The organism is Sulfitobacter guttiformis, assembly GCF_003610455.1.
Lineage (GTDB): Bacteria > Pseudomonadota > Alphaproteobacteria > Rhodobacterales > Rhodobacteraceae > Sulfitobacter > Sulfitobacter guttiformis.
This window is the reverse complement of the sequence record NZ_RAQK01000001.1, coordinates 898,351-925,092: the sequence shown is the minus strand read 5'-3', so window position 1 is coordinate 925,092 and position 26,742 is coordinate 898,351. Positions and strand designations below refer to the sequence as shown.

The following is a 26,742-nucleotide window of genomic DNA, read 5'->3' as shown; positions in this document are numbered from 1 at the left end:
CATTGCATACCCACACCCATCTTTATGAGGGCGCTCCGCGCCGGGCTTTGGCCATTCATTGTACGCTTGGGCATTCGGGGGCATGGCGCGGCATGGCTGCGGCACTCAAGAACGAACTGAGCATTCTTGCGTTTGACTTGCCTAGCCATGGAAAATCGGGTGTCTGGGACCGGACCGGCAATGTGCATGATGTGGCGACAGATATGGCACGGGGCCAGATCACAGAGAGGATGGACCTGATCGGGCACTCGTTCGGGGCAACGGTTGCCTTGCGCATTGCAGTCGAAAGTCCCGAGCTTGTCCGCAGTCTGACGTTGATAGAGCCGGTGTATTTCGCTGCCGCGATCGAGGATGAACCCGAACTGCTAAGCGATTACCGGCGCGACAGCGCCGCGCTTGATGCGGCATTTGCCAGTGGAGACGAGCGCGAGGCTGCGCGTGTATTTAATCGTGACTGGGGCGATGGCACGCCGTGGGATACACTGCCGGAACGAATGCGTGAGCACATGGCGCGTCTCGTACACTATGTGCCTGCAAGCTCGGCGTTTTTGCACCATGACAGTGCCGAATTGCTGGCGCCGGGGCGGATGGCCGGGGCGGCGATGCCATGCGTCCTAATTGAGGGGGATCAATCCCCCGCCATGAGCGGTAAGGTTGCGGTCTCGCTGGCCAAGCGGTTACCCGATGTTCAGCGTGTTGTCATTAAGGGGGCGGGGCACATGCTACCGGTCACGCACCCTGATGAAGTCGCGGTGCCTGTGCGAGAGTTGCTTGCACGGAGCTAGAAGTGAGCAAGAAACCGGTCGACCAGTGCGTCGGTCATTGCCCAGTCGCAAACAAGGCGGCAGGGCAAAAACTCTTCAGGTGGACCGGATGTGACATCGCCATCGAGCACATAATACTTTGCGCCATCCGCTTGTAGCTTTTGATGCACAGCGCGTGGGAAACGCGCAAAGATCATGTTCGCCTCAGGCTCGTGCAGAAATTCGGCGCCTGCAGCGCGCAGTCCCGCCGCGAGGCGAGAGCAGGCTGCATTGGCAGTGCTTGCCATTTCCTTCCACAGATCATCTGCGAGATAGGAGTGCATTTGTGCCGACAAATAGCGATGTTTCGAGAACAGATGCGCGCCACGCTTCCTGCGGTATTCAAATTCCTGCGCTTTTGACGGGTCAAAGAAGATCACCGCCTCTACACCCATACATCCGTTTTTTGTACCGCCAAAGCTGACCACGTCGATGCCCGCTTTCCACGTCATTTCGGCTGGTGAGCAATCAAGCGCGACAAGAGCGTTGGCAAAGCGAGCGCCGTCAAGGTGGACTGGCAGACCTGCCGCTTTTGCCACAGCCGTGAGAGCATTCAGCTCGCCCAATGTATGAACCGACCCGAATTCAGTAACCTGAGTTATCGATACCGCGCCTGATTGCGCCATATGCACGCTGTCACCTGCGCGGTGGGCTATGGCTTGGGCCAGTCCTTCGGGAGACATTTTATTAGATGTGGGGATGAGAGTGAGTTTTGCGCCACTGGCGTAGAATTCAGGGGCGTTACACTCGTCCTCCTCGATGTGGCTGTATTGGGCGCAAAATATGGTTTGCCATGGCTGTGTGTAGCAGGCGAGAGCGAGGGAATTCGCAGCAGTGCCAGTGGCGACCAGATAAACGGCCGCATCTGGGGCCTCGAAAAGATCGCGGATTTTGCTACGGACCTGCGCCATCAGGTCATCGTTCCCATAAGGCATAGCATAGTTCGTATTTGCATCAACGATGCCTTGCATGATCTTCGGATGAACGACGCCCGCGTTGTCGGATGCAAAAAACACTATGTAGGCTCCTCGATAATGTGATCTTCCCAGTCTTCAAATGCAATGTCCCATTCGCTGACAGTGCGGCCACGCATGGAGACACCCGCGCTGTGGACGCTCTCTTGGGTGCCGCTGATCAGCGGATGCCATTGCGGCAGGGGCAGACCCTTCCAGAGTAGGCGGTAAGCGCAGGTTTGCGGCATCCAATAGGCATGGTCGTCGATGTTTTCCGGTGTCATAACGATGCAATCGGGCACGAACTGGTGGCGGATCTCGTATTGGGCGCAGTGGCAGCTGCCATCGTCGAGCAGACGGCAAGCAACGTTTGTTAGCGCCACTTCACCGTTGTCTTCATCTTCGAGCTTGTTCAGGCAACACTTGCCACAGCCGTCACAAAGCGCTTCCCATTCTTTATTATTAAGGGATTTTAACGGCTTACGTTCCCAAAACTTAGGGCTTAGGCCATTGCGGTCAATAGGATCTGCGTCTGCGTTGCGTTCAGGATGGCCGGTCATAGGGCCGCCAGAATAGCACGGGCATTTGCACTGTCGGCGTCCATTTGGGTGATAAGTGCCTCAAGACTGTTAAATTTCTCCTCGCCGCGCAAATGATCGACGAGGGCAATTGAAATGGTGCTGCCATATAGGTCACCCTTGAAATCGAAGATAAAGGTTTCAAGGTTTGGTTTGTTTTCGCCGAACATAGGCCGAACACCCATAGAAGCAACGCCATGGTAGCTTCCTTTATGAGGGCCTTCCAACACATCGGCCAGAACGGCATATACGCCGAAGGCAGGTGGGTGAAGGCCGTCAATTGACATGTTTGCTGTGGGATAACCCAGTTCGCGGCCGCGCTGCTCTCCGCCGATAACTGGCCCCTCGATGCGGTGCCAATGGCCCAGCATCGCAGCGGCATCGCGGGGGCGTGCCTCGCTCAGGGCAGTGCGGATCGCGGTGGAAGAGACGGTTTGTTCTGATTGGGACATGAGCGGCGCAATCGTTACGCCAAAGCCTAGCTGGCGCCCGAAATCTTCGAGGTCAGCCGCAGTGCCTGCGCGGTCTTTTCCAAAGCAGAAATCAGCACCGACCACGACATGCTTCAACCCCAGACCACGGTGCAATATCTTGCCCGCGAATTCAATCGGCGTGAGGGAGGCCATCGCGGTGTTGAACGGAAGCTGATAGAGCTTTTCGACACCGACCTTCGCAAGGCGCGAGGCGCGGGCGGCACTGCTCATGAGCCTGAAGGGCGGTGATTTTGGTGCAAAATAGGCGCGCGGGTGGGGGTCAAACGTAACAATCCCAAGGGGCGCATCAGGCGCGGCTGCGCGCGCCATCTCGATCACCGACAGGTGCCCCAGATGCACGCCGTCAAAGTTACCAATCGCAGCGGTGGCACCGCGATCAGCTTCATTCACAAATTGATAGTCAGAAATTATCCGCATGGCTTTGATTAGCGGCCTGTGCGGATGCGTGCAAGGTCAGTCGAACTTGCGCGAGGGGGCCAGAACTGTTGCTTCGCCCACCAACACCTTTTTGCCGTCGACGGAACAGTGGCAATCCATTTTAACTATCCGTTTGGCAGCGTCGATTTCGGTAACTTTGACCTCGGCATAGACAGTATCGCCGGGGCGCACGGGCCTCAGGAACTTCATTGTCTGGCCCAGATAGACAGTCCCGTGTCCTGGCAGCTGTTCTCCGATGACAGCGGAGATGAGGCCCGCGGTCAACATGCCGTGGGCGATCCTGCCCTGAAAGATTGTATCCTGCGCATAATCATCGTCGAGGTGCACGGGGTTACGGTCAGTCGAGATGGTGGCGAACATTTCGATATCTTCGTCTGTCACCTGCTTGCGCAGGTACCGGAACATTCCGATTTCGATGTCTTCAATGACGATGGTGCCGCGCGGAAGATTGTCCAACATGCTTGCCTCTTGGTAATAATCGTTCGATCAGGGCGTCCTGATTGCAACTTAATTACTTCGCGAGTGCAGAAAGGCAAGCCTTAAATATGTCAGCGCAAGTGACCTATTGTGAAGGTTGGATCCATTTTCTCCGCCTTTAAGTATGCAGTTAGGGATTTTTCATCGGGTTGGTTAACAGTTTTTGTTTCTGCCGCCGCAAGGCCGCCGGTGATGAACAGGGAATCGATCCCCTCGTCAATGGCGCCTTTTACATCCGTGAGGATGCCGTCACCGATAGCAAGGATGGCCGTATCGGGAATTGCAGTGCCCAGTTTGTGCAAACGGCGGCGGGCCAGATCATAGATGGGGGCGTGTGGTTTGCCGAAATAGAGGCTGGTACCGCCCATCTCGGTATACATTTTGGCCACGGCCCCTGCACACCACTCCCGCACGTCGCCCCTGTCCACGACGATATCAGGATTTGCGCACAGAAGTTTGAGGTCGCTGGCAAGCGCAAGTTCCAGATCTGCGCGCCATGTTTCGGGGTCCGCTTCGGCATCAAAGGGGCCTGTGCATACGATGCCAGTTGCCTCGGCCAGAGGCACACGCGTAATTTCGACAGGGTTTTCCAAGATGTCGAGCGGGTCGAAAAAGCGGCTGTCGGTGGGAGGGCCATAGTGCCAGATGCTATGCCCGACCACGCCGCGGTACATCGCCGAGCGGGCGGAATCGCCAGACGTGGCGATGGCGTCATACGCATCCTCGGGCACACCGAAATGCACAAGCTGCTTTGCCACGCCTGCGCGGGGGCGGGGGGAATTGGTTACAAGCACCACCTTTCCGCCCGTCTTGCGGTAGTCCTGAAGCGCGATCACAGCAGACGGAATTGCTTTGACGCCATTGTGCACACAGCCCCACAGATCTACGAATAGCGCCTCATAGTCGGCAGAGACTTCGGACAGGGCGGTGATGATGCGGGTCATAGGTGTGCTCCTCAGGGATTGCTAGTGCGTGGGATAGCGGAGGCGGCGGCGGATGCAAAGAGGTCGGCGTATGCGAGAAAGGCCCCCCGTATGTACGGGAGGCCCTTAATGGCAACGCATCTTGTGAAAAATTAGACTTTCAGGAATGGAATAATTTGTTTTTTCCGGCTCATGATGCCGGGAAGGACAACCGTGTCACCGGTAACTTTTGCATCAAAGGATTTTTCCGCGACGGTCTTGCTCAGTTCGTTGGGGATAAGCATTGTCGCCTCCTCGTTGAGGATATCCACAACAAACAACAGTACCTGATCGGCACCGTCTTCTTGTGCAACGGCGGGCATTGCGGCCATAAGTTCAGCCTTACGGCTCAGGATTGCTTCGGGCGATGTGGTCTCCAGCACGGAAATGCGGAACTGCTTGCCTGCGATCTCGTATTCCTTGCTATCCATGCGCAAAAGCTCGGCCTCGGAGAAAGAGGACACATCGGACTTTGCCGCAAACATTTGTGCCGCATAGGTCGGGATGTCCACCTCCAGATCTTCGGCAAGCGACCATGCAATCGCCTTGTCCTCTTGTGTGGTTGTGGGGGAGCGGAACTCGAGCGTGTCGGACAGGATGCAAGTGAGCATTGCGCCTTTTACGTTCGACGGCATTTGCGCGATGTCCTTGCCGATCATCTTCCACATGATGGTCGCAGTGCAGGCCAGTGGCTCGATGCGAATTGTGATGGGGCCTGCTGTTTCCAGCCCGCCAACCAGTTTGTGGTGGTCGATGATGGCTGTGATGTTCGCATCGTTGATGGTGTCGGGCAGTTCGGCGGGATTGTTGGTATCGACGATGACCACATCCTGACCGGCCTCGACGTCTGTGATGATCTCGGGCTTGTCCAGTTTCCAGTGGTCAAGCATGAACAGAGCTTCGGTGTTCGGCTCGCCCAGCAGAACAGCTTTTGCAGGAGTGCCCATAATTTCGGACATGTACCACGCCCAGATGATCGGGCTTCCTGTGCTGTCAGTGTCGGGGGATTTGTGGCCGAAAACGAGGGTGGTCATGGGGGGCGCTCCTGCAAGCTGTGAGTCAATTCGAGCGCCTTATAGCAGGAAAGCAGGTCTTGTCACGTAGGCACAGTACCTACTGATCCAGCTCTGCGCGCAGTTTTTTTGTGAGGCCGTCCACGACCATATCGTATGAGGCGCGGATGTGATCCCGCAGGCTGTCATCTGAAAGGCCCGGCTCAGCGTATTGCTGTATCCATTTCAATCCGCGCGATGCCATGTAGGGGGCGGGGCGCAGTCCGGGACTGTCCGAGAGGATTTCGAATGACAGATCGCTGGCCTTGAAGGTGACGGTGGCGTTCGTGCCGCTCATGCCCACCACCGCAAACATCTTGCCCCCGATTTTGTAGACATCCGCGTTGCCCCATTGGACCACATGGGTTGTATGGGGCAGCGAGGCACAGAAATGTTTTAGATCATCGCAAGTCATGCCCGCAGCTTAAGGGGTCGCGCGGTGTTTGGAAATGATGATACTGTACCCGCCATGAGCATGCGTGAGACTGATTTATACCCCCCCGTAAAAGCCTTTCTGGAGGATCAGGGATATGTGGTGAAAGCCGAAGTTGGGGCGGCCGATGTTGTGGCTCTGCGCGGAGGCGAGCCGCCGGTCGTCGTCGAACTGAAGCTGGGTTTTTCGTTGGCGCTGTTTCACCAGTGCGTTGAGCGCCTCAAGCTGAGCGAGGACGTTTATCTGGCCGTGGCTCATAAAGCAGGCAAGCCTTTCTATAAGGCGGTTAAAGCCAATACTGCGCTGGCGCGGCGTCTGGGGTTGGGGCTGATGACGGTGCGGCTGGCAGACGGCTTGGTGACGGTACATTGTGACCCCGGCCCTTATGCGCCGCGCAAGAACCAAAAGCGTAAGGCGACATTACTCCGCGAGTTTGCGCGGCGTCAGGGTGATCCCAACGACGGGGGCCAAACGCGGGCAGGGCTGGTCACGGCCTACCGGCAGGATGCGGTGAAAATCGCTGTTTATCTGTTTGAGGTGGGGGCATGCAAAGGTGCGGATGTAGCCAAGGAAACGGGCATCCCGAAGGCCACTGCGATGATGCGCGATAATCATTATGGCTGGTTTGAAAAAGTCGAGAAAGGTGTTTACGGCCTCACCCCGTCGGGCGCGGATGCAGTTGCTGTTTCGGCCCGCGTCCTTGCCGCTGATTAGGTTGTGAAAATTTTATCGACGGGCCCGTTGACTCATATGGGTGCACTGCCTAACTAACAGCCGTTAGCACTCGACATATGTGAGTGCTAACGGCTGGTCGCTTCGGGTGAAGGGCCGGTCATAGAGATAAACTTTGAGCATCAAGGAGCTACAAAGATGGCATTAACACCACTTCACGACCGCGTGCTGGTTAAGCGCACAGAGGGCGAAGAGAAAACTGCTGGCGGGTTGTACATCCCCGAGAGCGCAAAAGAAAAGCCCTCCGAAGGCGAAGTTGTTTCTGTGGGCGAAGGCGCACGCAAGGACAACGGCGAATTGATCGCACCAGCGGTAAAAGCGGGCGACCGTATCCTGTTCGGCAAATGGTCCGGTACAGAGGTGACAGTCGACGGCGAAGAAATGCTGATGATGAAAGAAAGCGACATCATGGGGATCCTGTCCTGAGATCAGGACAGGCGGGCACTGCTGCCCCCCTTTGAGACGCGATCCATCATAAACCAATTTTAGGAGAATACGAAAATGGCTGCAAAAGATGTCAAATTCGGTACCGACGCGCGCAACAAAATGCTCAAGGGTGTTAACATCCTCGCAGACGCCGTCAAAGTAACCCTCGGCCCCAAAGGCCGTAACGTGGTTTTGGACAAATCGTTCGGCGCACCACGCATCACAAAAGACGGTGTATCTGTCGCCAAAGAGATCGAACTGGAAGACAAGTTCGAGAACATGGGCGCACAGATGGTCAAAGAAGTGGCCTCCCGCACCAATGACGAGGCTGGTGACGGTACAACAACCGCAACAGTCCTTGCCCAAGCCATCGTGCGCGAAGGAATGAAATCAGTTGCAGCGGGCATGAACCCGATGGACTTGAAGCGCGGCATCGATCTGGCAACTGCTAAAGTTGTCGAAGCGATCAAAGCAGCGGCACGCCCCGTATCCGACAGCGACGAAGTTGCTCAGGTTGGCACCATCTCCGCCAACGGCGAAGCAGATATCGGTCGTCAGATCGCAGATGCGATGCAAAAAGTTGGCAACGAAGGCGTCATCACTGTTGAAGAGAACAAAGGTCTGGAAACAGAAACCGATGTTGTTGAGGGCATGCAGTTCGACCGCGGTTACCTGTCGCCTTACTTCGTGACCAACTCAGACAAAATGACAGTCGAGCTGGAAGATGCGATCATCTTGCTGCACGAAAAGAAATTGTCTTCGCTCCAGCCAATGGTTCCACTGCTCGAGCAGGTGATCCAGTCGCAGAAGCCACTGCTCATCATCTCGGAAGATGTTGAAGGCGAAGCGCTTGCAACTCTGGTTGTGAACAAGCTGCGCGGCGGTCTGAAAATTGCGGCAGTCAAAGCACCAGGCTTCGGTGATCGCCGCAAAGCGATGTTGCAGGATCTTGCAGTACTGACCGGTGGTCAGGTTATCTCCGAAGATCTGGGCATGAAGCTGGAATCCGTGACAATGGATATGCTGGGTTCGGCCAAGAAAATCTCGATCACCAAAGACACCACAACAATCGTTGACGGTGCAGGCGAGAAGTCCGAGATCGAAGCGCGCGTTTCCCAGATCCGCACACAGATCGAAGAAACAACATCCGACTACGACAAAGAGAAACTGCAAGAGCGCGTGGCCAAGCTGGCCGGTGGTGTTGCTGTGATCCGCGTTGGCGGCATGTCCGAAGTGGAAGTCAAAGAGCGTAAAGACCGCGTTGACGATGCACTCAATGCGACACGTGCAGCGGTACAAGAAGGTATTGTTGTTGGTGGTGGTGTTGCCCTTATCCAGGCAGGCAAGTCGCTTGACGGCCTCAAAGGTGCAAACTCCGATCAGGACGTCGGTATTGCGATCATCCGCCGCGCGCTCGAAGCGCCGCTGCGTCAGATTGCTGAAAACTCCGGCGTTGACGGTTCTGTTGTTGCGGGCAAAATCCGCGAAAGCAGCGACCTGAAGTTCGGCTTTAACGCTCAGACCGAAGAATATGGCGACATGTTCAAGTTCGGCGTTATCGACCCGGCCAAGGTTGTGCGTACAGCGCTTCAGGATGCAGCATCTGTTGCTGGTCTGCTGATCACGACAGAAGCTATGGTTGCAGACCGTCCTTCCAAAGACGGCGGCGGCGGCATGCCTGACATGGGCGGAATGGGCGGCATGGGCGGCATGATGTAAGGCATTTTTGCTTTAGCAAAATTTGCCTATGCCGACAGGGTCTTTTCAGCAAGAATAGATACCTAGAGGTAAAATCATACCCAACCTGTCCTTACCGACAGAGCAAAGGGCTCCTCTTAGAGGGGCCCTTTGTTGCTTTTTCAGAATGACTTTTGCTGCTCACCTTGTTAATTAACCGCGCCTAAATCATTGCGCTGCTAGGCTCATAAGAGGACAATTTGAAAGGTACCTTATGACGCGCTCCGTTGCAGCTGCGGTTGCTGTTCCGACAGGGACGGCGGCTCAGGATACTCAGGATATTGATGATTTCATCTATCTGATGAGCCATGATGTAAGGGCATCTGTACGGGCGCTCCTCGAGTTACCACAATGGATTTCAGAAGATCTAGCCGAGGCAGGGATCGAAGTGACTGGATCGGTAGCGCAATCAATTGAGATGATGAACCGGCACACTGCACGGCTCGACCGGATGCTGACAGATTTGCTGGCATATTCCCGCGTCGGACGATTACAGGAGGTTGTACGCGTTGATCTGGACGCCTCGTTGGAGGAGGTTTTATCCGGTTTATGCCTGCCAGACAGCATCTTGGTGACGCGTGATTTCGGCTGCCGTGCAGCGATGATGGGGGAGCAGGACGCGTTGATGCTGTGGAGTGCGCTAATCGGGAATGCAGTCAAACACCACGATAAACCTGCCATCGGGATCACCGTGAAAACGCGGCAGGAGGGCGGGATGATCCGCATAACCGTTTGTGACGATGGACCGGGAATCCCCCAGCGCTTTTATTCAAAAGCGCTGGGGGCGATGACCACATTACGTCCGCGTGACGAAATTGAAGGAACCGGTATGGGGCTGGCTAACGTTCGCAAACTGGCCCAGCATTACGGCGGGTCTGTTGAATTATCCAAAGTGCAAAGTGATCAGCGCGGATTGCGCGTTGATGTGGTGATCCCCCACGGCTGTGCGACGGACTGATTGCGACGGCCCACATTAAGGCTGGATCAGCTTTACACGATCGCACGGATTGACCCAATTTAGTCAGATTTCAACCTAAATTCTGGAGAAGTAAAGCGTGCTGGACCCAGTGGGGGTTCACAATTTGATAGGCATGTAGCGGATACCATGATCACAAAGTATCGAAAGAAAAAAGGTAGAGCTATGTCCGTATCCGTTGAAGTCTTGGGCCCTGAGGAGCGGGTATTTCCGCAGATTATTAAGACCCTCTTGCTAGATGACAGTGCATTCGACCGCGCACGTATTCGCCGCTTGAGTCAGAACACCCATTTAATGGTCGCGCTTTCCGAGGTCGATACGATTACGGCGTTAAAGGCCGCTGTGGCAAATGAAGCCTTCGACCTCATCCTCATAGACTACCGACTGCCACAGGGGGACGGTCTCGAGGTGCTCGAGTATATCCAGAAAAGCAGGCTCAACAGTGATGTAGCGACGATCATGATCACAGGGAACGGCGATATGAAAACGGCCGTTACTGCGATGCGAAACGGCTGCCACGATTTTTTGACAAAAGACGCAATGACTTCCGAGCAGCTTCGTTTTTCTATGGTGGGTGCTATGCAATCTGCTGCGGAGCACCGTAATCTAATACGCCAGACGGCCCATCAAAAGGAAATCATCAAACAAGGGCTTACCGCAGCGTTGCTTGATGCTGATGTTCAAGGTGCCGTTCTCTCGCTGTTCAAGCACGAGATCCGCGACATGATCGATTCCCGGACAACAGTATTTACGGCACAAGACCACAGCGATCTTGAGGCCCTTCTTTCGACCTTGGCCGATGACGATGAGTTTATTTTCACTTGAATGCTTGGTGCAAGAACTTGAGTGGGGTTGCCCTGCGGGCAAATAGGACTTGGCTATGTGGGGGCGGCGGGGTAGGCGGAAGTATGCGATTGATCCTGCTAACACTCATTACAATGTGCGCCTTTGCCGCCAACTCTCTTCTGACACGCGCGGCAGTGGAAGGCGGCCATATCGGGCCCGGTGCTTTTGCCGTGCTGCGGGTTGCTGCTGGTGCGATGACATTGGGCAGCATCGCGCTTTTGCGTGGGGCCACGCTGCCGCTGCTGCGGCGCGTACGGATCGTGGGTGCGGTAAGTTTGACGGCATATATGGTCGGTTTTTCGATGGCCTATATGACGCTCGATGCCGGTCTGGGCGCGCTGATCCTGTTCGGGGTTACGCAGATCACGATGTTTGGTCATGCTGCGATCACTGGTCAGGTGCCAACGGCGCGGCAGGTCACGGGCGCTTGTGTGGCGTTCTGCGGACTGGTGCTGGTGCTATGGCCTGGTGAGGAAAGTGTCACCGATCCTGCAGGCGCTGCATTGATGTGTCTGGCGGGGCTCGGTTGGGCTGCTTACACGATTGCGGGCCGCACCGCAGCGGATCCGCTGGCGACGACAGGGGCCAATTTCATCCTCTGCCTGCCCCTCATTGCTGTACTGCTTTATAAAAGCGGGCTTGAGGCGGATCAGACCGGAATGTTCTTGGCGGTTGTGTGTGGCGCTGTGACGTCCGGCCTAGGCTATGCTTTGTGGTATTCGGTCTTACGCCAAATGCAGGGGGCTACGGCTGCGGTAGTCCAATTAAGCGTGCCGGTGATCGCCATCATTGCAGGCGCTGTCATGCTTGGGGAGGTGGTAACGCCTATTGTTATGATCGCAGCGGCCTTGGTTGTGGGCGGCATCGGCTGGTCGGTGACCGCTAAACGATAAGCGGCTCAAGCGGATCATACATTGGCGCGTCCGCATCGCGCCATGCCACGGCGGCAAGACTGTCGGGTTTGGTGCGTATGTGTGCCATTTGTTGCCGCGTCACCCAACGACGGTCGGTTACAATCGCGTCCACATCCTGCCAGTCGTGATCAAGCGTTGGTGCACCCGATAGAGTACAGTAAAAGTAGACGTCCACCTGATGGAAACTGCCCTTCGGATCGTGGAATTCGTTCACGAGGCAGGGGCGTCCTACAATGATCCGTAGGCCGGTTTCCTCAAATACCTCGCGTATCAGATTGTCGGGCAGCGAGCTGCCGCGTTCGACCCCGCCACCAGGCGCGCACATCAGATCGCTTTTTCCTGCCGGCCAGGCGTTGACCAACAAGAGTCGGTTTTCATGTAGGATAATGGCGCGCACAGCGAGGCGAGGGGGTGTGGTGGGGGTCATGGATGCGCTCCTTTTTGCGCAACGGCGCGATGGGGGATTACAACTGCGCCGATTGGGATTAGACAGCAACGCATGAGACTTACCCTGATCATATGTGCTGTGCTTTTAACAGCAAGTGCTGCGCAGGCGCGGTGCGTTGTGTTGTTGCACGGCTTGGCGCGGACCGAAACCTCCTTTGCCCTGATGGAGGCCGCGCTGGAAGCTGAAGGCTGGCGCGTTATCCGGCCGGGATACCCCTCAACGGAAGCACCTATCGGGGAGCTGACGCGGGAGACGGTGCCTGATGCTGTTGCGGCCTGCGGGACCGAGAAAGTCGATTTTGTGACCCATTCCATGGGGGGGATTTTACTGCGCAAATGGGTCGCTGATGTCGGCGCCGAGCGTGTTGGTCGTGCAGTGATGTTGGGCCCGCCAAATCAGGGGAGCGAGATCGTAGACGAGTTGCGTGATGTGATTGCCTTTGACTGGATCAACGGTCCTGCGGGTCTACAAATGGGCACCGGTTCTACTTCATTGCCCCGCAATCTTCCCGATGCAAACTTCGAGCTCGGGGTCATCGCTGGATCGCAATCGCTCAATCCCTATTTCTCGTCGCTGCTCCCCGGGCAGGATGATGGCAAGGTGGCTGTTTATTCAACCCGTGTGAAAGGCATGAGTGCACATCTGGTTCTGCCGGTCACGCATACCTTTATGATGAATAATCCAAGAGTGATCGCACAGACGATTTCTTTTCTGCGCACCGGAAAATTCGAGGCGGATATGACATTGTTCGGCGCTGTCCTCGATCAGCTGGGCTGCCCTGAGGGGGGCTGTCTCCCCGGAATTGCGGGGCCTGATGTTAAACCTTGATCTATCCGGTGCTGAGGTGCTTGGATCGGCGGGTATTCACCGCGACGGTCTTTCTTTTGCGCAGGGTGTAATCGTGGATGGCCCCGTTGGCCGCAGCGTCGACTTGTCCGGCTACCTCGTATTGCCGGGCATTGTCGATGTCCACGGAGACGGTTTTGAACGGCATCTGGCCCCGCGTCGCGGCGCGATGAAACAGATGGCCGAGGGCCTCATCGCGGTCGAAGCCGAACTGGCGGCAAATGGGATCACGACTGCAACACTGGCACAGTTTATAAGCTGGGAAGGGGGCGTGCGCAGCTATGAATTTGCTGAACAGGTGTTTTCGCATTTGCGTGATGTTGCCCCTTCGATGGTAACAGATCTACGCGGGCAATTGCGGTTCGAGACGCACATGCTTGATTTTTATGATGAGTTGCCGGACCGAATGTCGGACTGGGGACTGCGATACATCGTCTTCAATGATCATTTACCGCACGACCGGTTACAAGCCGGAGTGCAGCCGCGCAGGCTTGTATCCCAAGCACTCAAGGCGCGGCGCAGTCCCGAGGCACATCTGGCATTGATGCAGGCGCTGGAAGCCGAAAGTGACGAAGTGCCCGCAGCTCTCGACTGGCTGTGTGCGCAACTGGGTAAGCGCGGTATTGTTATGGGCAGCCATGATGACAGCACTGCCGCACAGCGGGCAGTATGGGCCGCGCGGGGCGTCAAGGTCGCCGAGTTCCCCGAGACGCTCGAGGCGGCGGAGGCAACAGCGGATGCCGGCGGCATTGTCGTTATGGGGTCCCCTAACGTCGTCCGGGGCGGTTCCCACAATCTGAATGTCTCGGCTGTTGATCTCATATCAATGGGATACTGCGATGCGCTGGCCTCTGACTATCATTACCCAAGTGCGCGGCGCGCTGCGTTGATGATGTGGCAAAACGGGATGCGGGATTTGAAGGGCGCTTGGTCGCTGGTCTCCGGCGGTCCGGCAGCTGTCTTGGGACTGTCAGACCGCGGCGAGCTTAGCGTGGGAAAGCGGGCGGATATGGTGGTGTTGGAGCGGTCAAGCCTAAGGGTCGCGGCCACGCTGGTGCAGGGTCGTGTAAGCTATATGACAGGCGAGATCGCAGCGCGGTTTATGGGCTGAGCAACTCTCGAATGATCAGCTTTTGATACGGTTGACGTGACCCATTTTGCGGCCCGCCTTTGTCTCGACTTTGCCATAGAGATGCACGGCGCAGTTAGGTTCCTTTGCGAGTGCCGGTACTTTATCCATATCGGCACCGATCAGGTTTTCCATCACCACATCCGAATGACGGCCGCCGTCGCCCAAAGGCCATCCCGCAATTGCCCGAATATGCTGCTCGAACTGGTCCACTGCACAGCCGTTTTGGGTCCAGTGGCCTGAGTTGTGCACACGTGGGGCAATTTCGTTCACGATCAGGCCTTGGGGTGTGACAAATAGTTCAACCCCCATAACCCCCACATATTCCAGCGTATTGAGAATCTTCGCAGCCAGCAGGACCGCATCAGTGCGCAGGCGTGACGGGATCGTTGCGGGAACCGTGGTGGTGTGTAGAATGCCGTCGCGGTGGATGTTCTCCCCGGGGTCATAACAGGCGACTTGCCCTTGTGGGTTGCGCGCAGCGATGATCGAAATCTCAATACTGAAATTAACAAAACCTTCAAGGATAGCAGGTGCGCCTGCCATATCAGCGAGCGCTGTCGCTGCATCCTGTGACGTGTTCAGGCGCGATTGCCCCTTTCCGTCATAGCCGAAGCGGCGGGTTTTAAGGATTGCGGGCGTGCCGATGCTGGCAATCGCGCTTTCAAGGCTGGCGTCATTGGTGATGTCGGCGAAGGGCGCCACTTTCAGGCCGATGTCTTGGAGGAAATTCTTTTCAACCAGACGATCCTGCGAGGTGCCAAGGGCGCGCCTGTTGGGGTGAATGGGTGTAATAGCCTCGATGATATCGAGCGCTTCTGTAGGTATATTTTCGAACTCATAAGTCACAAGATCGACCGAATTGGCAAAAGCTGTGAGTGCTTTTACATCGTCATACGGCGCGGTCGTCACGGCATGGGCTACATCGGCGGCGGGAGGATTGCTGCCCGGCTCGTAGATATGGGTGCGCAGGCCAAGACGGGCAGCGGCGACACTGAGCATGCGGCCCAACTGGCCACCGCCCAGAATACCGATGGTTGCGCCCGTGGGCAGAGGATCAGTCATCAGTCGGGCTTTCGGGTATAGAGGCGGAAAGGGCAGCGCGCCACGCATCGAGGCGCACGGCAAGTGCGGGATCGTTGAGCGCGAGAATGCCCGCCGCCATGAGCGCGGCATTCGCAGCGCCGGGTGCACCGATGGCCATGGTCGCGACAGGGAAGCCTTTGGGCATTTGCAAAATGGAATAGAGGCTGTCGACACCCGACAGCGCTTTGGTCAGCACGGGTACGCCAATCACCGGCACGCGGGTTTTGGAAGCCATCATGCCTGGCAAATGCGCCGCCCCGCCGGCTCCTGCGATGATCACGTGCAGGCCACGATCCACTGCTGTTTTTCCGTATTCCCACAACCGGTCGGGGGTGCGGTGCGCAGAGACGATTCGCGCTTCGTAGGGGATGCCAAGCTCGTCAAGCAGGGTCGCTGCTTCGCGCAGGGTGGGCCAGTCCGACTGGGAACCCATGATGATGCCAACGGGTGGAGTGCTCATAGCGCTGCGGCCTTTGCGTCGGGAGATTAAGCGTACATTATAGCCATAAGGTCGGGCGGGGCAATGTGGGGAAGGCGCCAAACTTTGCTGACAAGTGCCGATGTCGCAATCACGGCACGCAGCTAAGCGAGCGAAGCGTTAGGCAGTGATGTCCGGTGTAAGGCGATCTTCGATCAGTGCAATTCGGTCTTTAAGCAGCAGTTTGCGCTTTTTGAGACGTTGCAGGGTGAGCTGGTCGGCGACACCGCGCTCGCTGAGCGCACGGATGGCCTCGTCCAGGTCACGGTGCTCGCGGCGAAAAATCTCGAGCTCGACCCGCAGGACCTCATCGTTTTTCATGGAGAGATCTGTTGGTTCGTTCATGGGTGCTCTGATTCTGATTAACAATTGCGCGTTTACTCATAAGCGGTAACGAGATTTTAGCATAGCCCTTGCGCGGAATGCTTGCCGCTCCCATATTTAGGATGTGACGCAGCCAAATACGGGGCGTCACGTGACTGTCGCTTGCTATTATAAGGACGGCTGGACAATGACGAAACTAACGCTTGCCTCTTATCCCCATATGTTGGGATTTGAACAGCTGGAGCGGGTGCTGGAACGCAGTGCCAAATCCGGCAATGAGGGCTATCCGCCCTTTAATATCGAACAAACCTCCGAGCGGAGCTACCGCATCACACTTGCTGTGGCCGGTTTTGGGGAAGGTGATTTGTCGATCACTGTAGAGGACCGTCAGTTGGTCATTCGCGGTCGGCAAAATGACGATAGCGAGGGCCGCGTGTTTTTGCACCGCGGAATCGCTGGGCGCCAGTTCCAGCGCAGTTTTGTGTTGGCGGATGGTGTCGAAGTGGGTGAGGCTCTCATGGAGAACGGTCTGCTGCATGTCGACCTGACCCAAGCCAAGCCTGAAACGGTCGTTCAGACCATTAACATTCGTAAGGGGTAAAGAGTATGGGGACTACAGAAATGACAGGACCGGCGGACCGGACCGTTTACGTCAAGACTATTTCCGTGACTGACCTTCCGCGCGAGGTACGTGATCAGGCCGAAGGTCTGGAACAGCTCTATGCCGTTCACAATGCGGACGGGCAGCAATTGGCACTGGTAGGTGACCGCAAACTTGCGTTCGATCTGGCGCGTGAGCATAACTATGCACCTGTATTGGTGCACTAATTTCCTCGATCTGTGAGGTCAGGTTTGAAGAACGCCTTGACCCTCTGGATCAGGTGCAGAATGTTGAGGGGTCGCAGGGATGCGGCCCCTTTTTGTGTTGGAGAAAGATATGGCGTTCGAATTTGACTGGGTAGACGCATTCACCGGTAGTGTCTTTGGTGGCAACGGTTGCGCGGTGGTGCACGGTGGTGCAGCGCTGTCCGAAGCAGTCTGCCGCGCCTATGTCCGCGAGACATCGCTGGTGGAATGTACGTTCACCGGCCCCTCCGATGTAGCCGATATTCGTGTGCGATATTTTCTGGCGAGTCGTGAGATACCCTTTGCCGGTCATCCGACGGTTGCCACCGTTGTTGCGATGCGCCGACGCGGTATGATCACTGACGGGCCATTGGTGCTGGAGACAGCTGCAGGTCTGGTCCCTGTGAGCGTGCAGGGCGATTATGTCACGATGACCCAGAACAGACCCGAATTTGGCGCGACGGTCGATGCGGGGCTGGTAGCGGCTGTGGGCGGGCTTAAGGCTTCTGATATCGTACACCCGCCTCAAATTGTTTCGACTGGATTACCTTTTTGCATCACTTTGGTGCGCGACCGTGCGACACTGGCACGGGCAACACTGGATCAGCGGGCGCTGGCTGATTACGCCACCGCCCAAGGCTTGAAAATCACTGATGTCATGGAGCCATTTTGGGTCTGCCTTGAGGGCGCGACACAGGATGGCGATACATTTAGCCGTCTTCTGATGGCGCCGCCCAGCCCGCCTGAGGATCCATTCACCGGATCTGCAACGGGCTGTATGGCGGCGTATCTGTGGGCAAATGATCTGATCAAAGAGCCGATTTTTACAGCTGAACAGGGGCACGGCTTGGGGCGCGCAGGGAAGGCGCGGGTTGAGGTCCTGGGACCAAGGGACGAAATTACAGGGGTCAAAGTGTCAGGGCAGGGCGCCTTGGTTATGTCGGGGTTGGCCCATCTGGAATAACATAAGCAGATAAAAACCCGTTTATGCAGATTTATGCGGTCGGCGCAGATGGAACCGTAAAGCGGCTTTTGCTGCATGGGAGCATGGCTTTAAGTCAGCAGGTGGGAATATGGGTACAGATTATAATTCGGTTAAGCGGCCACACTGCATGACCGACTGGAAAACAAAGAATGCCAGCCCCGCAAGGCTGGCATTCTTTGTTTGTGCGTCGTCAGCTGATCAAGCTTTGATCAGACCCATGGATTCCAGTTTGAGCAGAACCTGATGGGCGCAGTTATCTACATCAACGATCTCTGTCTCTACGCTCAGTTCAGGATTTGCAGGAACGTCGTAGGGGTCTGAAATCCCTGTGAACTCCTTGATTTTGCCTTCGCGGGCGAGCTTGTATAGGCCCTTGCGGTCGCGGCGCTCGCACTCTTCGATCGTAGTGGCGACGTGGATTTCGACAAATGCGCCAAACTGCTCTACGTCTTCGCGTACCGCGCGACGTGTCGTTGCGTATGGCGCGATGGGCGCACAAATAGCGATGCCGCCGTTTTTAGTGATCTCGGACGCAACATAGCCGATGCGGCGGATGTTGAGGTCGCGGTGTTCTTTGCTAAATCCCAGTTCGGAGCTGAGGTTTTTGCGCACAACGTCGCCGTCCAGAAGGGTTACAGGACGGCCGCCCTGCTCCATCAGCTTCACCATAAGTGCGTTCGCAATTGTGGATTTCCCGGAACCGGAGAAGCCGGTGAAGAAGACAGTAAAGCCCTGCTTGTTACGCGGTGGCTTGGTGCGGCGCAGTTCGGTTACGACTTCGGGGAAGGAGAACCACTCGGGGATTTCCAGACCTTCCTGTAGGCGGCGGCGCAACTCGGTGCCGGAGATGTTGAGGATGGTGACGTCATCTTTATCTTTGATTTCGTCCATGGCCTCATACTGGGCACGCTCTGCCACCCAGACCATGTGTTTGAAATCAACCATCTCGATACCCATTTCTTCTTGATGGGTCCGGAACAGGTCCTGAGCATCATAGGGTCCGTAGAAGTCTTCGCCCTTGGAGTTGTTGCCGGGGCCTGCGTGATCGCGCCCCACGATGAAGTGGGTGCAGCCGTGGTTTTTGCGGATCAGGCCGTGCCAAACCGCCTCGCGCGGACCGGCCATGCGCATTGCGAGATTGAGTAAGGACATGGATGTCGTTGCTTGTGGGTACTGGTCAAGGACCGCCTCATAGCAGCGCACGCGGGTGAAGTGATCGACATCGCCCGGTTTAGTCAGGCCGACAACGGGGTGGATCAGCAGGTTCGCCTGTGCTTCGCGTGCGGCGCGGAACGTCAGTTCCTGATGCGCGCGGTGCAGCGGGTTGCGGGTCTGGAAGGCGACAACCTTGCGCCAGCCCATTTTGCGGAAATAGGCGCGCAGCTCATTGGGAGTGTCGCGGCGTGATTTGAAATCATAATGCACAGGCTGCTGAATGCCGGTGACCGGACCGCCAAGATATACTTTACCGGCTTGATTGTGCAGGTAGTTGACGGCGGGGTGCGCATCGTCATCGGCGCCGAACACTTTTTCAGCTTCGCGTGCTTTGTTCGGCGTCCAGCTGTCGGTGACAGTCATGGTGGCAAGGATCACACCTTCCTGATCACGCAGTGCAATGTCCTGACCGATTTCGAGCTTGCCCGCAAATTCCTCGGAAACGTCAAGAGTGATAGGCATCGGCCACAAGCTACCATCGGCAAGGCGCATGTTCTCGACAACACCATCGTAATCGGCTTCGGACAAAAAGCCTTTGAGCGGATTAAAGCCACCGTTCATCAATAGCTCGAGGTCGCAAATCTGGCGAGGAGTCAGATCATGACTGACCAGACTGGCGGCCTCGTTCTTGAGCTTTTGGGCAGAATCGTAGGACACGTAAAGTTCTGGGATCGGTGCAAGGTTTGCGCTGGTCATGCCATATCTCTTTTTTTGGAAATCGGGTTAAGTCCGTCTATGCGATCGTCCTAACGTCCGGAATGCACATAAATCAAGCCTGCGCAGGCCGAATTGTAGGGTTCTACCGCACAGAAGGGGCGCAATTTAGAGATCACCGGCGTTGTTTCGCCGGATTTGCCGTCTGCGCCCCCGATTCATCCCTTAGGCATCTTCATCCACTACGGCCCCGTAGCCGAGGGGCAGGGACATATCCTTGCCCGCATCATCACCGACTTCTGCCAGAAAACGCTCTGCTTCGAGGGCGGCCATGCAGCCCATGCCGGCGCTGGTAACTGCCTGACGGTACTTGTGATCAGTCAGGTCACCTGCTGCAAATACACCCGGTATGGATGTTTCGGTGCTGTCGGGTTTGGTTACAACATATCCACCCATATGGGTTTCAAGCTTGTCCTTAACCAACTCGTTTGCGGGCGCGTGGCCGATGGCGACAAACACACCCTTGCACGGAATATCCGTAATCTCGCCCGTCTGTGTGTTTTTGACCTTGATGCCTTCGACGCCCAAGGGGCTGTCAGTGCCGTAAACTTCATCGAGTTGGTTGAACCACATCGGGACGATTTTTGGGTTTTTCTCGAGGCGGTCTATGAGGATTTTTTCGGCGCGCAATTCGTCGCGGCGGTGCACCAGTGTCACCTTGGAGGCAAAGTTTGTCAGGAACAGCGCTTCCTCGACCGCAGTGTTGCCGCCGCCGATGACGACAATCTCCTGACCGCGGTAGAAAAATCCGTCACATGTTGCACAGGCCGAAACCCCGAAGCCTTTGAATTTTTCTTCACTCTCCAGCCCCAGCCATTTGGCGCGGGCGCCCGTGGCGAGGATAACGGCATCGGCTACATATTCTGTGCCGCTGTCACCGGTGGCCACAAAGGGGCGCTTGGACAGATCGAGGTTTGTAATAATGTCACCAATGATCTCGGTTCCCATGGCCTTTGCATGTGCTTCCATACGGACCATCAGATCGGGGCCTTGTACTTCGGTATCACCGGGCCAGTTTTCAACCTCTGTCGTCGTGGTCAGTTGACCTCCTGGCTCAATCCCTTGCACCAGGATAGGATTAAGCATCGCGCGGCTTGCATAGACGCCGGCGGTATATCCTGCGGGGCCGGAGCCGATGATCAAAAGCTTGGTCTTGCGTGTTTCGGCCATGGTCTACCCTTTATACGGTATCTGAGTGGAATCTGTTTGAGCATGGATATATACAGGGGCGAGCGGGTCTTAAACCCCTGTGCCGCAGCGTGGCTGTGGCGACGATAACCATTGCGTGAATACGGCCTGTTTATCGAGAGTAAGTTAGGTGTAGAAGCATTGGTATTCTCCCTTCTGAATAACGAACGGTGAAGTCTAATTTAAACAATATTGCGTCCGTGTGAAACATTATTGCGCGCGTTGTGGTTATCTGTATAACAATCGAAAAGCTGTAGGGGGACACATGGCCGGACCGCGACTTGACCCGATAGACCGCAAAATCCTTGCCGAATTGCAGGCGGATGGCCGGATGACGAACGTAGAATTGGCAAAGCGGGTTGGCATTTCTGCACCGCCATGCCTGCGCCGTGTGCGAACTCTTGAAGAGCAGGGGTTTATCCGTGGTTATCATGCACAGGTAGATGCCCGCGAACTGGGTTTCGAGGTGCAGGTGTTTGCGATGGTCGGACTGAACAGTCAAGCCGAGGCTGACCTGTCGGCCTTTGAGGACCGTTGCCGCGCATGGTCGTTTGTGCGTGAATGTCACATGCTGAACGGTGAAGTTGATTTTGTACTTAAATGTGTCGCCCCTGATTTATCAAGCTTCCAGAGCTTTTTGACTGGGCAGTTGCTAACAGCGGCCAATGTGGCAAGCGTTAAAACCTCACTCGTCATCCGGAACGCCAAGGATGAGCCTGGCGTTCCGTTTGACGTCTTGGAGGAACGTCTGAGCGTTAAGGCCTGATAGGGGGCCTGCGCGCTTGGGATAGATATTTCGAAAGACAGATTAAGCTTGCGGTAGCCGGCATTAATGCGTGTCGATTTCCGGTGCGCGCGGATGGGCGAGCGGACCGAAATCCGACAGATGGCTGATGCGCGGGAACAACGAGAGAAAGCGGTCGCGCATCGAATGGCTCACTTCACGCGGTGCAGTAGCGCCCGGATGAAAGGTCTCCATCTCAATCCCGTTTACGTTGATCACGGCATGGCGTGACAGACAGATGTGAAACATCCGTGTCGCCGTCGGAGGCGTAATTTCGATTACATTGACACCGTCAACCAGCTTGGATGCAGGGGTCAAGAGCTGCTTGCCATCGGCCACGCCACGCAAGGCGGCTGGGGTGTGCAGGATACGCGCACCGGGTCCAACAGTGAGCGACCGCTCGGGGCGCGACTGACCGAGCGCGTCGGGCATGATCCTGATAAGGGGCGTCCGCTTGCCCGCATCGGCAGGGGAGAATGTAGAGGTACCAACCCACGTGAGGGTAGCCGCCTCGCCGGAGGCTGTATTGACCAGATCGCCGGGCTGGAGATCCTCGACCGCAATAAGGCCCGTCGGTGTCTGGACTAGGCTGCCATGGGTCATTGCGGAAAAAGCGTTCTCGAACAGAGGGATCGCCGGTGCGGTGCTCTGCCCGATATAAAGCGATCCGTCCTCGCGCAACGCTGCAACTTCGTAGGTGCGCTTTGGCATCGCAGCTTGGGCTATCTGGCCCTCAGAGGCGGGAAGTGAAGAATTCATCATTCCGTACCTTGTATTAAATGGTGCGCCGCGCGGGGCAGCGGAGTTGGCAGTCAATGTCATGTGCGTAACCTATCATGGCTTTGTCACATCCTTCGTCGGCCCCCACCGACAACGACGGAAATAACGGTATTTGTCATTTCATGTCTTTCGTAAGACCCAATTCGCCATGTTTGCGCCTCATTGTCAAAGTTTACGCGACTTTTAAGCAGCTTATGCGATCAATCCAGTTAATCTTAGGTGTTTTGTTTCTCTAATTCCTGAAGCTTCTGCCACATTTTGCCTTAGTCAGGTCAGCGCCGACCATGATCCGGGGCGTAAATCGTCAGCAGAAACAAAAAAACCCTCCCTGCGATTCGACGCGGGGAGGGGCGGGAGTATGCATCAGTCCGGTGATGGTGTGGCGTACTGATGTCGGGGGGAATTTCGATTAAGCGGTTTTGCGCTGCGGGGCTGCTTCTGCGTTGCGCTTCGCGATAAATGCGGCGCGCCGTTTGCCGCGGGCCCAAGGCATAACAGTGTCATTCTCGGCGGCAGCTTTTGTGATCGATTTGATGAAGCGTGTGTTGGTTTTCATGATCTCATCCTCGGGTCTGATTTTTGTTTTGGGCGCTGCCCTTTGCTTGAGATCAATATGGCGGTGCAATCTGGCCCGTTTTGGGCATTGCATAAAAAGTTTCTAAATATTCGGGGAGCTTTTATCGCAGATTGTGGCGCTGTGGCCTTAATCCGTGTCGCGCTTTCAAAACAAGGGATTTCAGGCGGATTATCCGCGTTTGCGCAACAGTAGCGGGGTGGGGTGTCTGCGCTGACCCTTCTGATTAGGGCGGGCACGGGGCTAAATTCGCCCCAATTGTGCCCTGATCACAGGGTGATAGCCGCAATCAGACGACCATAGTCGGCTTCTTTAGCGTGCGTGGTACGGCGGTAGGAGTAGAATCGCGCTGCATCAGAGAAAGTACAGTGCCGCGTCCACTCTGCATGGCCAACACCGGCGGCGCGCAGACGGTTCAGGCCAAAACCGGGAAGGTCGAACAACATCCGGTCCCCCGAGCCATTGATGAAGTAGCGGGCATATTCGGGGTTTTCGTCCATGAAGCTCTCCATGAACTCGGGTCCGACTTCATAGGCGCGCTGGCTGATGGCGGGGCCAATTACGGCGGTGATGTTTTGGCGCTTGGCGCCCAACCCTTCCATTGCATCCACGGTGGCATGCAGTACCCCGTCCAGAGCACCGCGCCAGCCTGCGTGGGCTGCGCCGATCACACCCGCCTGCGCATCGGCAAAGAGTACAGGCTGACAATCGGCGCTCAGCACAGAGAGGGCCAAACCGGGGGTCGAAGTCACCAGCGCATCGGCGCGGGGCTTATCAACGAAGGGTGCATCAACAGGTAGGGCTGTAGCGGAGTGGATCTGATGGACGCCCAGCAAATGCGTCGGAGAAACGCCCATAGCATCGGCAACCCGTGCGCGGTTGATTGCAACAATTTCGGCCTGATCGGAGGAGCCTTGCCCGCAGTTGAGACCTGCGAACACACCCGAGGACGCCCCGCCCCGGCGGGTAAAGAACCCGTGCCGTACGGGGAGCGCATCGGAAGTGAGGATCTCGAGGGTCATATTTCTAATCCAGGCAGCATAGGCGCACCCTCGGGGACAATCCCGAAAGTCTTGAACAGGTTTCCCATTTCCTGAGGGTGCGTCAAGCGGCGATGTGCAGCAATGTGTCCTTCGAGCGCTTTGCCTGAGAGGGTTTTGGCCAATGCCTGCGCCCGTGTAGTGATTCCGAGGCGTTCGAGGAAAACGCCTTGGGGGGTGACACGGCTGGGGGTGCAGGAGACCGTTGCGCGCACTAGCGGCTCGAAATCCACATGGGCAGTCAGGTCGGCATCGCCGGGCTCTGCGAGAGGGGATGTCGGCGCATGGTTTTGAACCGCTTGCAGCGTGTTACCGACGCTGCGCCAGTCGCCATAGTCAAAAACGAGGGCTGCACCGCCATGCCCGGAAATACGTTTGCAGATGGTTGCCAGAAGAGGTGCAGCCGCGGCGCAATCCTCGATCAGGTCACCGTCGCGGGTATCTTCAAGGCGGTGGGCAAGGGCGGGCTGTGGCTGGGCGGGGCCAAGGCCGAATACCAGTGCACCGTCCTTCACACCCACCTGCCGTTCGCGCCAGCGGCTGCCTTCACGTACAAACTGGCGGATTGGCAGCGCGTCGAAAAATTCGTTTGCGATAACATATGTCGGCTGTTGAGGGAGGGCGCCGAGGCTGTCGATCCACTGCGGACGATAGTCTGCCAGAGTATCGGCCTGAACCGCCCGCAAACTGGGTGAAGCTTCCAGCAGCGTAATTTGGGCGGCCTTGCAAAACCCTTTCACACGGGATGCGGCACGCATTGCATCGACCATGAGGGTGCCACGACCGGGGCCGAGCTCTGCCAGCGTGAAGGTGGCGGGTGCCCCCTGATCCAGCCATGCCTGCGCCAGCGACAGGCCTACCAGTTCGCCGAACATCTGGCTTATCTCGGGTGCTGTGATGAAATCGCCCGCAGTGCCAAATGGCATGTGTGTAGTGTAGTAGCCGTGGACGGGGTGCAGCAGGCAGATTGACATGTAGTCATCAATACGCATCGGCCCTTGCGCCAAGATTTGTGCGCTGATGATGTCGCGCAAGCTCATGCGCGGCGCGGGGCGCTCAGGATAAAGTAAAGTCCCACTGCGATCATCGGCAAGCACAGGAGTTGCCCCATGGTGAGGCCAAAGCCACCGTAGTGCAGCGCGAGGCCCAGCGGATTGCCTTCTGTTATGAACTGCGCATCAGGCTGGCGGAAAAACTCGACCATGAAGCGTGCAATTCCGTAGCCCGCGAGGAAGGTCCCCATAATTAGACCCGGCGTTTTGAAAGCACCGCGCCGCCATGCGAGCCAAACGAGCAGGGCGCCGAGAATAGCGCCTTCAAGCATGGCCTCGTAAAGCTGCGAGGGATGGCGGGCGCAGATACCAATTACATCAGGGCAAAATTGCGCAGCTTCTGTTGGAAACGCTACACCCCACGGTAAATCCGTGGGACGGCCCCAGAGCTCGGCGTTGATGAAATTTGCCAGACGCCCCAACAGCAGACCCGGAAAAATGCCCAGAGCAACGAGATCGCCGGCGCTGACGCGCGCAATCTTGTACCGCCCCGTATATAGAACCGCGGCAATAATCACACCAATGGCTCCGCCATGGAAGGACATGCCCCCTTCCCAGACCCGCAGGATTTGCGCAGGATTGGAGAGATAGAAATCGGGCTGGTAAAAGAGAACATAGCCCATACGCCCCCCGAGGATCACCCCGAGGATCACCCAAGTAAGCAAGTCCTCGATCTGATTTGCTGTCATTACCGGTTTATCAGAGCGCCACAGCCGCGGAGTTTGTGCAGCACGTAGCACCAGCCGCCAACCTGCAAGTATTCCTACAATATAGGCCAGCGCATACCAGCGCAGCGCGAACGTCATGCCGAACAGGGTGACGGAAAAAATCTCGGGCGAGATGTCGGGGAAGGGGATCAAAGCATGCATGCGGTGATTGAGCGCGGCTGGCAGGCGATGTCAACCTTGCATGGCGCCGCAACCGGCCCCATATATAAAGAGAAGCCAGTGGAGAGACCCGATGCAGACCCGCAATAAAATTTTTGACGACCTCAGCCAGATCATGACCAACGCGATGGGCGTGGCGCAAGGGGCTAAGGATGAGGCCGAAAATGCCCTCAAAGGAATGATGGACCGCTGGCTTGCGGACCGCGATTTTGTGACCCGTGATGAATTCGATGCGGTCCGCGCGATGGCCCAAAAAGCACGTGAAGAGAACGAAGCGCTCAAAGCGCGACTGGACGCACTCGAAAAGTCCTGATCAGGCGGGCGCGCTGTCGCCCGACTTCGGCAAATATTGCGTTACGCAAGATCGCCCCACCATCCGGTCGGGGCGATTTTTTTTGGATATGTTAGTGCAGCGGCGGCAACACTAGTCCCAAAACTCCATAAAAATTAGCTGGTTGGGGCTGTAAATCGGGTTATTCGCGTTTGTCTTGGGTTATCCCCAGAAAAAGACTTGCCAGACCCTACCCATCACGCCACCATATATT

32 protein-coding genes are annotated in these 26,742 nt (G+C 56.4%); 14 read left to right on the top strand and 18 right to left on the bottom strand.

Annotated elements, in window-relative coordinates:
- Window positions 1-2 precede the first annotated feature (2 nt).
- Window positions 3-785: an alpha/beta fold hydrolase gene (locus tag C8N30_RS04435; RefSeq protein WP_025063295.1), complete on the top strand. Its 783-nt coding sequence runs from the start codon at window positions 3-5 to the stop codon at window positions 783-785.
- Here C8N30_RS04435 and C8N30_RS04430 read toward each other — a convergent pair.
- The 7 genes from C8N30_RS04430 to C8N30_RS04400 all read right to left on the bottom strand — a co-directional run bounded on the left by C8N30_RS04430 (window position 782) and on the right by C8N30_RS04400 (window position 6,172).
- A complete protein-coding gene (locus C8N30_RS04430; protein WP_025063294.1) occupies window positions 782-1,819 on the bottom strand; it encodes a threonine aldolase family protein in 1,038 nt (345 codons plus the stop codon). The genes C8N30_RS04435 and C8N30_RS04430 overlap by 4 nt on opposite strands.
- Window positions 1,819-2,316 carry a YcgN family cysteine cluster protein gene (locus C8N30_RS04425; protein ID WP_025063293.1) on the bottom strand — a complete coding sequence of 166 codons (498 nt, stop codon included), beginning with the start codon at window positions 2,314-2,316 and terminating at the stop codon, window positions 1,819-1,821. Before C8N30_RS04425 ends, C8N30_RS04430 begins: the two co-directional genes overlap by 1 nt.
- On the bottom strand, window positions 2,313-3,245 hold the full coding sequence (locus C8N30_RS04420; RefSeq protein WP_025063292.1) for a bifunctional riboflavin kinase/FAD synthetase: 933 nt from the start codon (window positions 3,243-3,245) through the stop codon (window positions 2,313-2,315). Before C8N30_RS04420 ends, C8N30_RS04425 begins: the two co-directional genes overlap by 4 nt.
- A gap of 36 nt (window positions 3,246-3,281) precedes the next feature.
- The gene (locus tag C8N30_RS04415; RefSeq protein ID WP_025063291.1) at window positions 3,282-3,725 is read right to left on the bottom strand and encodes a MaoC family dehydratase; all 444 of its coding nucleotides are present in this window, start codon (window positions 3,723-3,725) and stop codon (window positions 3,282-3,284) included.
- A gap of 89 nt (window positions 3,726-3,814) precedes the next feature.
- The gene (locus C8N30_RS04410; RefSeq protein ID WP_025063290.1) at window positions 3,815-4,687 is read right to left on the bottom strand and encodes a TIGR01459 family HAD-type hydrolase; all 873 of its coding nucleotides are present in this window, start codon (window positions 4,685-4,687) and stop codon (window positions 3,815-3,817) included.
- 131 nt (window positions 4,688-4,818) lie between these two features.
- Window positions 4,819-5,739 carry a manganese-dependent inorganic pyrophosphatase gene (locus C8N30_RS04405; protein WP_025063289.1) on the bottom strand — a complete coding sequence of 307 codons (921 nt, stop codon included), beginning with the start codon at window positions 5,737-5,739 and terminating at the stop codon, window positions 4,819-4,821.
- Window positions 5,740-5,818: 79 nt separating this feature from the next.
- On the bottom strand, window positions 5,819-6,172 hold the full coding sequence (locus C8N30_RS04400; RefSeq protein WP_025063288.1) for an MmcQ/YjbR family DNA-binding protein: 354 nt from the start codon (window positions 6,170-6,172) through the stop codon (window positions 5,819-5,821).
- Between the two features lie 60 nt (window positions 6,173-6,232).
- Here C8N30_RS04400 and C8N30_RS04395 point away from each other — a divergent pair, with 60 nt between their 5' ends.
- From C8N30_RS04395 to C8N30_RS04370, 6 genes are all read left to right on the top strand, one after another.
- On the top strand, window positions 6,233-6,904 hold the full coding sequence (locus tag C8N30_RS04395; protein WP_037968500.1) for a DUF2161 domain-containing phosphodiesterase: 672 nt from the start codon (window positions 6,233-6,235) through the stop codon (window positions 6,902-6,904).
- A 156-nt stretch (window positions 6,905-7,060) separates the two neighbouring features.
- Window positions 7,061-7,348: a co-chaperone GroES gene (locus tag C8N30_RS04390; protein ID WP_025063286.1), complete on the top strand. Its 288-nt coding sequence runs from the start codon at window positions 7,061-7,063 to the stop codon at window positions 7,346-7,348.
- A 75-nt stretch (window positions 7,349-7,423) separates the two neighbouring features.
- Window positions 7,424-9,067 carry a chaperonin GroEL gene (gene groL / locus C8N30_RS04385; RefSeq protein ID WP_025063285.1) on the top strand — a complete coding sequence of 548 codons (1,644 nt, stop codon included), beginning with the start codon at window positions 7,424-7,426 and terminating at the stop codon, window positions 9,065-9,067.
- 232 nt (window positions 9,068-9,299) lie between these two features.
- Window positions 9,300-10,043, top strand: a complete 744-nt coding sequence (locus C8N30_RS04380) for a sensor histidine kinase (protein WP_025063284.1) — start codon at window positions 9,300-9,302, stop codon at window positions 10,041-10,043.
- 183 nt (window positions 10,044-10,226) lie between these two features.
- On the top strand, window positions 10,227-10,886 hold the full coding sequence (locus C8N30_RS04375) for a response regulator (RefSeq protein ID WP_025063283.1): 660 nt from the start codon (window positions 10,227-10,229) through the stop codon (window positions 10,884-10,886).
- 83 nt (window positions 10,887-10,969) lie between these two features.
- On the top strand, window positions 10,970-11,800 hold the full coding sequence (locus tag C8N30_RS04370) for a DMT family transporter (RefSeq protein WP_025063282.1): 831 nt from the start codon (window positions 10,970-10,972) through the stop codon (window positions 11,798-11,800).
- On the opposite strand, the gene C8N30_RS04365 is transcribed toward C8N30_RS04370, so the two are convergent.
- Window positions 11,790-12,248 (bottom strand): NUDIX domain-containing protein, encoded by a 459-nt coding sequence (locus C8N30_RS04365; protein WP_025063281.1) that lies wholly within the window; start codon window positions 12,246-12,248, stop codon window positions 11,790-11,792. The two genes, C8N30_RS04370 and C8N30_RS04365, sit on opposite strands and share 11 nt — an antisense overlap.
- Before the next feature lie 72 nt (window positions 12,249-12,320).
- Between C8N30_RS04365 and C8N30_RS04360 the strand changes: the two genes are divergently transcribed.
- Together C8N30_RS04360 and C8N30_RS04355 are read left to right on the top strand one after the other, a co-directional pair.
- Window positions 12,321-13,097, top strand: a complete 777-nt coding sequence (locus C8N30_RS04360) for an alpha/beta fold hydrolase (protein ID WP_025063280.1) — start codon at window positions 12,321-12,323, stop codon at window positions 13,095-13,097.
- Window positions 13,084-14,226 (top strand): alpha-D-ribose 1-methylphosphonate 5-triphosphate diphosphatase, encoded by a 1,143-nt coding sequence (locus C8N30_RS04355; protein ID WP_025063279.1) that lies wholly within the window; start codon window positions 13,084-13,086, stop codon window positions 14,224-14,226. Before C8N30_RS04360 ends, C8N30_RS04355 begins: the two co-directional genes overlap by 14 nt.
- 15 nt (window positions 14,227-14,241) lie before the next feature.
- On the opposite strand, the gene C8N30_RS04350 is transcribed toward C8N30_RS04355, so the two are convergent.
- The 3 genes from C8N30_RS04350 to C8N30_RS04340 all read right to left on the bottom strand — a co-directional run bounded on the left by C8N30_RS04350 (window position 14,242) and on the right by C8N30_RS04340 (window position 16,153).
- Window positions 14,242-15,309 carry a 5-(carboxyamino)imidazole ribonucleotide synthase gene (locus C8N30_RS04350; RefSeq protein WP_025063278.1) on the bottom strand — a complete coding sequence of 356 codons (1,068 nt, stop codon included), beginning with the start codon at window positions 15,307-15,309 and terminating at the stop codon, window positions 14,242-14,244.
- Window positions 15,302-15,790 (bottom strand): 5-(carboxyamino)imidazole ribonucleotide mutase, encoded by a 489-nt coding sequence (gene purE / locus C8N30_RS04345; RefSeq protein ID WP_025063277.1) that lies wholly within the window; start codon window positions 15,788-15,790, stop codon window positions 15,302-15,304. The genes C8N30_RS04350 and purE overlap by 8 nt, the downstream gene beginning before the upstream one ends.
- A 138-nt stretch (window positions 15,791-15,928) precedes the next feature.
- Window positions 15,929-16,153: a YdcH family protein gene (locus C8N30_RS04340; protein WP_025063276.1), complete on the bottom strand. Its 225-nt coding sequence runs from the start codon at window positions 16,151-16,153 to the stop codon at window positions 15,929-15,931.
- A 166-nt stretch (window positions 16,154-16,319) separates the two neighbouring features.
- Here C8N30_RS04340 and C8N30_RS04335 point away from each other — a divergent pair, with 166 nt between their 5' ends.
- The 3 genes from C8N30_RS04335 (at window position 16,320) to C8N30_RS04325 (ending at window position 17,942) form a co-directional block, all read left to right on the top strand.
- Window positions 16,320-16,733: an Hsp20 family protein gene (locus C8N30_RS04335; RefSeq protein WP_025063275.1), complete on the top strand. Its 414-nt coding sequence runs from the start codon at window positions 16,320-16,322 to the stop codon at window positions 16,731-16,733.
- Between the two features lie 5 nt (window positions 16,734-16,738).
- Window positions 16,739-16,960, top strand: coding sequence for a DUF1150 family protein (locus C8N30_RS04330; protein ID WP_025063274.1), 222 nt, complete (start codon window positions 16,739-16,741; stop codon window positions 16,958-16,960).
- 79 nt (window positions 16,961-17,039) lie between these two features.
- Window positions 17,040-17,942 (top strand): PhzF family phenazine biosynthesis protein, encoded by a 903-nt coding sequence (locus tag C8N30_RS04325; protein ID WP_409373580.1) that lies wholly within the window; start codon window positions 17,040-17,042, stop codon window positions 17,940-17,942.
- Between the two features lie 219 nt (window positions 17,943-18,161).
- Here C8N30_RS04325 and C8N30_RS04320 read toward each other — a convergent pair whose 3' ends face one another.
- Both C8N30_RS04320 and trxB read right to left on the bottom strand, forming a co-directional pair.
- Window positions 18,162-19,874 (bottom strand): bifunctional sulfate adenylyltransferase/adenylylsulfate kinase, encoded by a 1,713-nt coding sequence (locus tag C8N30_RS04320; RefSeq protein ID WP_025063272.1) that lies wholly within the window; start codon window positions 19,872-19,874, stop codon window positions 18,162-18,164.
- Window positions 19,875-20,057: 183 nt separating this feature from the next.
- Window positions 20,058-21,062 (bottom strand): thioredoxin-disulfide reductase, encoded by a 1,005-nt coding sequence (trxB, locus tag C8N30_RS04315; RefSeq protein ID WP_025063271.1) that lies wholly within the window; start codon window positions 21,060-21,062, stop codon window positions 20,058-20,060.
- Between the two features lie 283 nt (window positions 21,063-21,345).
- Between trxB and C8N30_RS04310 the strand changes: the two genes are divergently transcribed.
- The gene (locus C8N30_RS04310; RefSeq protein ID WP_025063270.1) at window positions 21,346-21,846 is read left to right on the top strand and encodes an Lrp/AsnC family transcriptional regulator; all 501 of its coding nucleotides are present in this window, start codon (window positions 21,346-21,348) and stop codon (window positions 21,844-21,846) included.
- A gap of 63 nt (window positions 21,847-21,909) precedes the next feature.
- Here the strand turns inward: C8N30_RS04310 and C8N30_RS04305 are convergent, their stop codons facing one another.
- From C8N30_RS04305 to lgt, 5 genes are all read right to left on the bottom strand, one after another.
- Complete coding sequence (locus C8N30_RS04305; protein WP_232222833.1) at window positions 21,910-22,623, bottom strand: Hint domain-containing protein; 714 nt, start codon at window positions 22,621-22,623, stop codon at window positions 21,910-21,912.
- 430 nt (window positions 22,624-23,053) lie between these two features.
- Window positions 23,054-23,200 carry a hypothetical protein gene (locus C8N30_RS19260; RefSeq protein ID WP_170151159.1) on the bottom strand — a complete coding sequence of 49 codons (147 nt, stop codon included), beginning with the start codon at window positions 23,198-23,200 and terminating at the stop codon, window positions 23,054-23,056.
- A 287-nt stretch (window positions 23,201-23,487) separates the two neighbouring features.
- Window positions 23,488-24,240: a peptidoglycan editing factor PgeF gene (pgeF, locus tag C8N30_RS04295; protein ID WP_025063268.1), complete on the bottom strand. Its 753-nt coding sequence runs from the start codon at window positions 24,238-24,240 to the stop codon at window positions 23,488-23,490.
- Complete coding sequence (locus tag C8N30_RS04290; RefSeq protein ID WP_025063267.1) at window positions 24,237-25,298, bottom strand: class I SAM-dependent methyltransferase; 1,062 nt, start codon at window positions 25,296-25,298, stop codon at window positions 24,237-24,239. The genes pgeF and C8N30_RS04290 overlap by 4 nt, the downstream gene beginning before the upstream one ends.
- Window positions 25,295-26,179 (bottom strand): prolipoprotein diacylglyceryl transferase, encoded by an 885-nt coding sequence (gene lgt / locus C8N30_RS04285; protein ID WP_025063266.1) that lies wholly within the window; start codon window positions 26,177-26,179, stop codon window positions 25,295-25,297. The genes C8N30_RS04290 and lgt overlap by 4 nt, the downstream gene beginning before the upstream one ends.
- 91 nt (window positions 26,180-26,270) lie before the next feature.
- On the opposite strand from lgt, the gene C8N30_RS04280 reads away from it, so the two are divergent.
- On the top strand, window positions 26,271-26,510 hold the full coding sequence (locus tag C8N30_RS04280) for an accessory factor UbiK family protein (protein ID WP_025063265.1): 240 nt from the start codon (window positions 26,271-26,273) through the stop codon (window positions 26,508-26,510).
- Window positions 26,511-26,742: the final 232 nt, after the last annotated feature.